Annotated in this window: 10 protein-coding genes; 8 read left to right on the top strand and 2 right to left on the bottom strand. The window is 63.4% G+C overall.

All coding sequences use genetic code 11. From position 1 onward, the window contains the following. Window positions 1-43: 43 nt before the first annotated feature. Window positions 44-883 (bottom strand): IclR family transcriptional regulator, encoded by an 840-nt coding sequence (locus B4I46_RS11305; protein WP_054915067.1) that lies wholly within the window; start codon window positions 881-883, stop codon window positions 44-46. A gap of 233 nt (window positions 884-1,116) precedes the next feature. Here B4I46_RS11305 and B4I46_RS11300 point away from each other — a divergent pair, with 233 nt between their 5' ends. From B4I46_RS11300 to B4I46_RS11270, 7 genes are all read left to right on the top strand, one after another. Continuing rightward, a complete protein-coding gene (locus B4I46_RS11300; protein ID WP_286900222.1) occupies window positions 1,117-2,373 on the top strand; it encodes an NAD(P)/FAD-dependent oxidoreductase in 1,257 nt (418 codons plus the stop codon). A 25-nt stretch (window positions 2,374-2,398) separates the two neighbouring features. After that, window positions 2,399-2,755 (top strand): RidA family protein, encoded by a 357-nt coding sequence (locus B4I46_RS11295; RefSeq protein WP_054915065.1) that lies wholly within the window; start codon window positions 2,399-2,401, stop codon window positions 2,753-2,755. Between the two features lie 31 nt (window positions 2,756-2,786). Beyond that, a complete protein-coding gene (locus tag B4I46_RS11290; RefSeq protein WP_286900219.1) occupies window positions 2,787-3,551 on the top strand; it encodes an ABC transporter substrate-binding protein in 765 nt (254 codons plus the stop codon). Between the two features lie 52 nt (window positions 3,552-3,603). After that, entirely contained in the window at window positions 3,604-4,266 is a 663-nt protein-coding gene (locus tag B4I46_RS11285) for an amino acid ABC transporter permease (protein ID WP_054915063.1), read from the top strand. After that, a complete protein-coding gene (locus tag B4I46_RS11280; protein WP_054915062.1) occupies window positions 4,263-4,991 on the top strand; it encodes an amino acid ABC transporter ATP-binding protein in 729 nt (242 codons plus the stop codon). Before B4I46_RS11285 ends, B4I46_RS11280 begins: the two co-directional genes overlap by 4 nt. 81 nt (window positions 4,992-5,072) lie before the next feature. Further along, a complete protein-coding gene (locus tag B4I46_RS11275; protein ID WP_116052997.1) occupies window positions 5,073-5,471 on the top strand; it encodes a heme-binding protein in 399 nt (132 codons plus the stop codon). A 103-nt stretch (window positions 5,472-5,574) separates the two neighbouring features. Beyond that, window positions 5,575-5,928 carry a winged helix-turn-helix transcriptional regulator gene (locus B4I46_RS11270; RefSeq protein ID WP_043860650.1) on the top strand — a complete coding sequence of 118 codons (354 nt, stop codon included), beginning with the start codon at window positions 5,575-5,577 and terminating at the stop codon, window positions 5,926-5,928. 2 nt (window positions 5,929-5,930) lie between these two features. Here the strand turns inward: B4I46_RS11270 and B4I46_RS11265 are convergent, their stop codons facing one another. Continuing rightward, window positions 5,931-6,479, bottom strand: a complete 549-nt coding sequence (locus B4I46_RS11265) for an NAD(P)H-dependent oxidoreductase (protein ID WP_286900213.1) — start codon at window positions 6,477-6,479, stop codon at window positions 5,931-5,933. Between the two features lie 198 nt (window positions 6,480-6,677). On the opposite strand from B4I46_RS11265, the gene B4I46_RS11260 reads away from it, so the two are divergent. Beyond that, entirely contained in the window at window positions 6,678-7,592 is a 915-nt protein-coding gene (locus B4I46_RS11260; RefSeq protein ID WP_058541552.1) for a LysR family transcriptional regulator, read from the top strand. The last annotated feature ends 31 nt before the right edge of the window (window positions 7,593-7,623 follow it).

Below are 7,623 nucleotides of genomic sequence, written 5' to 3'. Positions count from 1 at the left end.
CTTTTGGCTTTCTGGCTGGCGGCATCTGCACCATGCGCTTCATTCACGGCTTGTCATAAGGAACATCCCGCACCTTGCCATAGCCGATCTGGAACGGCTCCATCGCACGGAAGGTAGGCGGCGTCGTGGAGATCATCCTGGCAGTGTGGATCAGCTTCGGCACAAGCTCCGCAACCGCTCGCTCGAAGCTCCAGTAGGCCGTCGACACCGACAGGTTCACCGCCGCCACCGCCTCGCCACGAATGTTGTACACCGGCACGGCAAAGGCCAGGTCGCTGAGGTAGAACTCCTCGATGCTGTAGGCGAAGCCAGTCTCCCGAACCTTGGCGATGATGCTCGTTAGCGTTTCGACGTCGGTAATCGTGTGCGGTGTGAATCTGGGCCGATCCACACCGGTGAGAATGTGCCTGATCTGCTCATCGGGCAGCGCCGAGAGAAAGGCGCGGCCTGCCGACGAGCAGAAGATCGGCAGTCGCCTACCGACGGGCATGTGCACAACGGCGCGATGCGGGCTGGGGAATCGCCCGATGTACACCATCTCGTGCCCATCGCGTTCGGCCAGGTTGACCGTCTCGCCGGTCTGGCGGTTCAGGTCCAGCAGGTAAGGGTTGGCTCGCTCCAGCAGCACGTGCGCCTGTAGGTAGCGGTAGCCGGTATCCAGGGTGCGAGGCGACAGCGAGTAGCGCTTGGACGCTGCGTCCTTTCGTAACAGGCCCAATGTGACCAGGGTATGAGTGAAGCGCTGAGCCGCACTTTTGGTAACACCCGCAGCTTCTGAAATTTCTTTCAGGTTCATCGTCGGCCGTTCGGCCGTGAATGCATCGAGGACGCCGAGGCCGGTGGCCAGGGCCTGGACAAACAGGGGGGACTCGTTTGGCTCCATGAAACTCTCCAGACCAACGTGGTGCAGCAGTGGCGTGCCGAGCACTGAATTGGGGCGTAACGGTGAAAAATGGCCCGCCGAGGGGGCTGCCTGACGAAGCAAGTCTAACCGCTCATACCGTTGTGAAATATCACACTCGAGTTTGCTCGTATTGCTGTGCGATACATTGATATCAGATTCGGTACAGGCTCTGCATCCTCTCGGGGACTCATCCATCAAGAGCCCTGTACAAGATGCCCACTACTCAAGCTCGCAAACCCGAAGCGATCGTCATCGGCGCCGGAATAGTCGGCCTGTGTACCGCCTACCATCTGCTTGCGACGGGCGTTTCGGTAACCGTCATCGATCCCGGTGCTCCGGGGGCGGAGTGCTCGTCCGGCAACGCCGGCTCGATTGCCTCCGGTGCCGTGGCCCCCCTGGCCATGCCCGGCGTGTTGAAGCAGGCGCCGCGCATGCTGCTCGACCCCACGGGGCCGTTGTACCTTCCCGCCAGTTACCTGCTCACGGTGGCGCCGTGGATGGTGCGCTTTGTTGCCGCCTCGCGACCGGCCAGGGTTGCGCAGATTGCCCAGGCCCTGCATGCATTGCTGGGGGATGCGACAACCCAGCACAAGGCCATCGCCGCCAAGGCTGGCTGCCGTGAACTGATCGCGGAAACGGGTCAACTGCACCTTTACCCCGATCAGGCCAGCCTGGAGAAAGACAACGCCGGCTGGGCCCTGAAAAAACAGCATGGGCTCGACGCCCGGCATGTCACGGGCGAAGAGATCCGAGCGCTGGAGCCTGCGCTCGGGCCGATCTATCAAACCGGCTACTACCTGCCCGATCAGCTGTGGGTCCGAGAGCCGCAGCGCTACGCCACAGTCATTGCAGAGCATCTGAAGACGCGCGGCGTGAGGTTCATCCGCGATCGAGTGCAACGCCTGGCACGGGATACCAGCGGCTGGCGCGTTGGCGCCCAGTCCGGGGACTACTGTGCGGTGCAGGTGGTTGTCGCTGCAGGCGCCTGGTCTGCTCAACTGCTGCGCCCGCTGGGGGTGAAGGTTCCGCTGGAAACACAACGCGGCTACCACCTGCGTTTTCCCCACGGCGGCGTGGAGCTTCAGCGCATCGTGGTTCTCGCAGACCGCAAGGTGTTCATGACGCCCATGCAGCAAGGGCTGCGGGTTGCCGGCACCGTCGAGTTCGGCGGCCTGCAGCGAGCGCCAAGCAGCCCTCGCGCGCAGTTGCTCGCCGCTCACGCCAAGGCAGGGCTTCCAGGCCTGGACATTCGTGCTGCCACCGAGTGGATGGGCCACCGTCCGTGTCTCCCCGATTCGCTTCCGGTGATTGGCGCACTTCCCGGGCACACGGGCCTGTGGTGCGCGTTCGGCCACGGCCACCTCGGGTTGACCGGATCGGCGGGCACGGGACGCTTGCTGGCTCTGGCCATGTCAGGGTCTGTCGATGCCCAACGCGACTTGTTGCCCTTTTCGATCAGCCGTTTCTGACCTACTCACACCCCAGGAGATGACCATGAACAACGCCATCACGCGCCACCAGACCAACGCCCGCATGAGCCGCATTGTCGTGCATGCGGGCACCGCCTACTTTGCCGGGGTTGTCGCCGCCGAGCGAAGTGGCGATATCAAGGCCCAGACGACCGAGATTCTCAAGCGCATCGACGCGTTGCTCGCTTCTGTCGGCAGTGACAGCACCCGACTGCTCACTGCGCAGATCTGGCTCAAGGACATCGCCACCGACTTCCAGGGCATGAACGAGGCCTGGGATGCGTGGGTACCGCATGGCTGCGCGCCCACCCGCGCCACTTGCCAGGCCCTGCTGGGTGCCCCCGACATGCTCGTGGAAATCATCGTTACCGCAGCTGTGTGACCTTCACTCTGCGAACAACAGGAGACGTCCCATGCTCACCCGATTGATCAAACTGACCACCTGTGCGGCACTGACTCTTCCCGTCCTGCTGGGCACTGCCCAGGCCCAGGACACACTGCGCGTCGGCGCCACACCCACTGCGGTGCCCTTCAACTTCCTGGACACCAGGACCAACACGCTTCGGGGCGTGATGATCGATATCACCCAGGCGCTGGGCAAGGAGCTTGGTTTCACGCCCGAGCTGCGTCCGATCCCCTTCGGTGGCCTGGTGCCGTCGTTGCAGACGGACAAGATAGACATGATCAGCTCTGCTTTCGCCATGAATGCCCAGCGCGCCCAGGTGGTCGACTTCTCCGACGAACTGTTCGCCTACAGCGAGGAGGTGATTGCCAACAGCCAGGACACGACGGCGTACCTCAGCAGCGCCGACTTCGCCGGCAAGAAGGTCGGCGTGCAGACTGGCACCGTGTCGGTGGAACCGATGAAAGCCCAGCAGGGCATCAAGGAGCTGCGGATGTACGACAGCATGTCCGACATGATTCGCGAGGTGGCCCTGGGGCGTATCGATGTTGCCGTAGGCGATGGCCCGGTGATGCTCTACACCGTGCAGCAGTCCGGCTCCAGCAAGCTGCGCGTTGCCGATGACTACCAGAAGCAGATCCGTATCGCGATCGGCGTGGCGGTGCGCAAAGGCAACAGCGAGCTGCTCGCCCGAATCAATGGCGGTGTAGCCAAGCTCAAGGCCGACGGTACGCTCGACGCGATCCTCACCAAATGGAACGTCAAGAAACTCTGATTCGTGATCACGGCCACCGCCCGACGGTGCCCGCATGTGAGGATGCAATCCTATGTTCGAAGGTTTTTTCAGCCAGGCAGTCGAGTACTTTCCGATACTGATGGAAGGTGCCTGGACAACGATCGGCATCACCCTGTGCGCGCTGCTCATCAGTACCTTGCTGGGGTTGTTCTGGGCGCTGTTGCGGGTCAGCAGCGTGCGCTGGCTGGCCGAAGGCTCGCGCTACCTGACCAATGCCATTCGCGGCATCCCGATCATCGTCATTCTGTTCTACCTGTACTTCGTGTTGCCGGAAATGGGCGTGGACATGAGTGCGTTCCAGGCCGGTGCCATGGGGCTCGGGCTTGCCTATTCCGCCTACATGGCCGAGGTGTTTCGCTCGGGTATCCAGGCCATCGACCCCGGTCAGAACGAGGCGGCGCACTCCATCGGCATGAGCCGCGCAATGACCATGCGCCGGGTGATCCTGCCCCAGGCGTTGAAGATCGCGCTGCCGCCATACAGCAACAACATGATCATGCTGCTCAAGGACTCCTCCCAGGCCTCGATCATCACCGTGGTCGAGCTGTCGATGCAGGGCAAGCTGATCGCGGCAGCATCGTTCAACAACGCCAACATCTTCACCCTGGTTGCCCTGATGTACCTGTGCCTGAGCCTGCCTCTGATGGGGTTGGCCGGCTGGCTCGAACGCAAATACAAAAGGAGTGCCCGATGATCCGCATCGACAACATCACCAAGTCGTTTGGTCCGCACCAGGTGCTCCATGGCATCAGTGCAGAGATCCGCCAGGGCGAAGTGGTTTGCCTGATCGGCCCTTCGGGCTCGGGCAAGTCCACGGTGCTGCGTTGCATCAATGGCCTGGAGCGCTACGACGGCGGCGTGATCAGCATTGACGGCGTCACGGTCGACGCCAGCTCCGGGAACATCCGCCAGATCTGTCGCTCGGTGGGTATGGTGTTTCAGCGGTTCAACCTTTTCCCCCATCGCACCGTCCTGGAAAACGTGATCGAGGGCCCGGTGTACGTAAAGGGTGAACCCGTCGACAAGGCCCGCAAGCGTGGCAAGGAACTGCTCGACCGTGTCGGCCTGGCCGCGAAGTACAACGCCTATCCGCCGCAGCTTTCCGGCGGCCAGCAGCAGCGCGTGGCGATTGCCAGGGCACTTGCCATGGAACCCAGGGCCATGCTGTTCGATGAGCCCACCTCGGCGCTCGACCCCGAGCTGGTCGGTGAGGTCCTGGCCGTCATGAAGAGCCTGGCCCAGGAAGGCATGACCATGGTGGTGGTGACCCACGAGATGGGCTTCGCACGCGCCGTGTCGACCCGCACGCTGTTCCTTGAAGGCGGCTCGATCGTCGCCGAAGGGCCATCGGCGCAGATCCTGAGCAACCCGACCAACGAGCGCATGAAGGACTTCCTGCGCCGGGTATCCCATTCCTGATCGCGGGCGTAGCTCAAGCATTTTCGGGCATCGCGCATCAGGTGCGTGGCGGCCTCAACATGACCAGACGAGAATCCAGACATGCAGCACAAAGCCGTACTGAGCCACACAGATGTTCGCCGGATCCTGGACGCCGCCTGCGTGCAGGCTCAACAGAACGATTGGGAGGTCGCCATCGCGGTCGTCGATGACGGTGGCCATCCGCTCGCGCTTGCGCGCCTTGACGGGTGCGCTCCGATCGGTGCCTACATCGCATCGGAAAAGGCCCGGAGCGCGGCGCTGGGGCGGCGCGAGACCAAAGGCTACGAAGACATGGTCAACGGTGGGCGCACGGCGTTTGTTGGTGCCCCGTTGATCACGCCGCTCGAAGGCGGTGTGCCGATCATCGTCGACGGCCAGGTGGTCGGTGCAGTGGGGGTGTCCGGGGTCAAGGCGCAGCAGGATGCGCAGGTCGCCAAGGCGGGCGTCGCAGCGCTGTGATCCGTTGGCGGTGTATCCAGGCGTCGAGTAGCCTCAAGTTGCCCCGGCCGCAGGCGCGCTTGCTATCCTGCACGCCTTTGCGCCCCAGCCAGGAGAACCGGTCATGGTCAACCGCGTGTTCAACTTTCCCATCGACGCTACCATCGAGGCCATCGGCGGGCGCTGGAAGTGCTCCATCCTGTGCCACCTGATGGAAGGCCCCAAGCGCACAGGCGAGCTGCTGCGCCTGATGCGCCCCTTGTCGTCGAAGGTGCTCACCGAGCAACTCAAGGAGTTGCAGGGCGATCTGCTGGTCGAGCGCGAAGCCTTCCCTGGCAAGGTGCCCAAGGTGCTGTATCGGGTGACCGAGCACGGCCGCACCTTGCAGCCGATCATCGATGCGATGTGCCAGTGGGGTGCCCTGCATTCAGGTAATGCGCTGGCCACCGAGACACCGCCGGCGCCCGCCGAAGGCTGAACTCAGGCTGCCTGGGCAAATTGGCGCAGGTAATCCAGGTAACCTTCGGCGTTGGCCTCCAGCTCCGCCGGGTCGATGGCGTACTCGGCACCATAGAACACCCACGGGCGTACCGGCAGTGCTTCGATGTAGCGGAGGGTGACTTCCAGCGGGCGCAGCAGTTCGTCCAGGCTGTAGCTGTAACGCCCGCCGGCCCTGTAATCGTCTTGCCTGATGCCGGCAGAAATCGCCATGCCGATACGTTTGCCCGCCAGCTGGCGCTGCCCTTCGCCGTGGCCGTAGGCAAAGTCGTGGGTGAGCACTTCGTCCTGCCATTGCTTGAGCAGCGGCGGGGTGCTGAACCAGTAGAACGGGAACTGCCACACGATGCTGTCATGGGCGCGAACCAGTGCCTGCTCGGCTTCCACGTCCAGCGCGCCGCCCTGGGGATACACCTCGTACAGGCGGTGCAGGGTGACGTGCATGTCGCTGGCTTCAAGGGCTTTCAACCAGGCTTGGTTGACCACGGATTTTTCCAGGTTGGGGTGGGCGAGAATGATCAGGGTGCGCATGGCTCGGGACTCCATTGATTGAGGCGGGCAATCTAGGGCGGGCGCCAGATCCCCACAAGTACGCACCTTTTTGTAACCACCCGGGGCCGCCCACGCGGTTTGACGTTGAACCGCAGGCGCGGCGGTTTTCACCAAGCCATCGATAAAAAAGATATACACTCGCCCACATCTATAAAAACAACGTACCGGGTAATGCCCATGATGACTCTGCGTCAGATCCGCCACTTCATTGCCGTGGCCGAGACCGGTTCGATCTCGGCTGCGGCCCAGGCGGTGTACATCTCCCAGTCCACTCTGACCCTGGCCATCCAGCAGCTGGAACAGGAAATCGGCGTGAGCCTGTTCAATCGCCACGCCAAGGGCATGCACCTGACCCACCAGGGCCATCAGTTCCTGCGCCAGGCGCACCTGATCCTGGCCACGGTGGACAACGCCAAGCGCAGCCTGCAGCAGAGCACCGACCAGGTCGCCGGCCAACTGGTGGTGGGGGTGACCAGCCTGGTGGCGGGTTACTACCTGGCCGACCTGCTCACGCGCTTCCAGCGTGCCTACCCCAACGTCGAAATCCGCGTGATGGAAGACGAGCGACCGTACATCGAGCACCTGCTGGTCAGCGGCGAAATCGATGTGGGCGTGCTGATACTCTCCAACCTCGAAGACCGTCACGCCCTGCAATCGGAGGTGCTGACCCACTCGCCCTACCGGCTGTGGCTACCGGCCCAGCACCCGTTGCTCGAACACGACAGCATCAACCTGGGCGACGTGGCCCGGGAGTCGCTGATCCAGCTGAACGTCGACGAGATGGACCACACCGCCCAGCGCCAGTGGGCGCAGGCCGGGCTGCAGCCGCGCATCACCCTGCGCACGGCCTCCACCGAGGCGGTGCGCAGCCTGGTGGCAGCGGGCCTGGGGGTGTCGATACAGCCTGACATGACCTACCGCCCGTGGTCGCTGGAAGGCGACATCATCGAGGCCCGCCCGATTGCCGACCTGACCCAGACCCTCGACGTGGGCCTGGCCTGGCGCCGCGGCACAGCGCGCCCGGCGCTGGTCGACCCGTTTCTGACGGTCGCCCGCGAGCAGCCCCACGGCGGGCGCAAGTCATCCCTTTAGCCGCATGGCCACACCACAAGAAGGAACCCTG

The organism is Pseudomonas sp. UBA7500 (assembly GCF_002478435.1).
Classification (GTDB): domain Bacteria; phylum Pseudomonadota; class Gammaproteobacteria; order Pseudomonadales; family Pseudomonadaceae; genus Aquipseudomonas; species Aquipseudomonas palmensis.
Note: the sequence above shows the minus strand (reverse complement) of the source record. Positions and strands in the feature narration are given on the sequence as shown.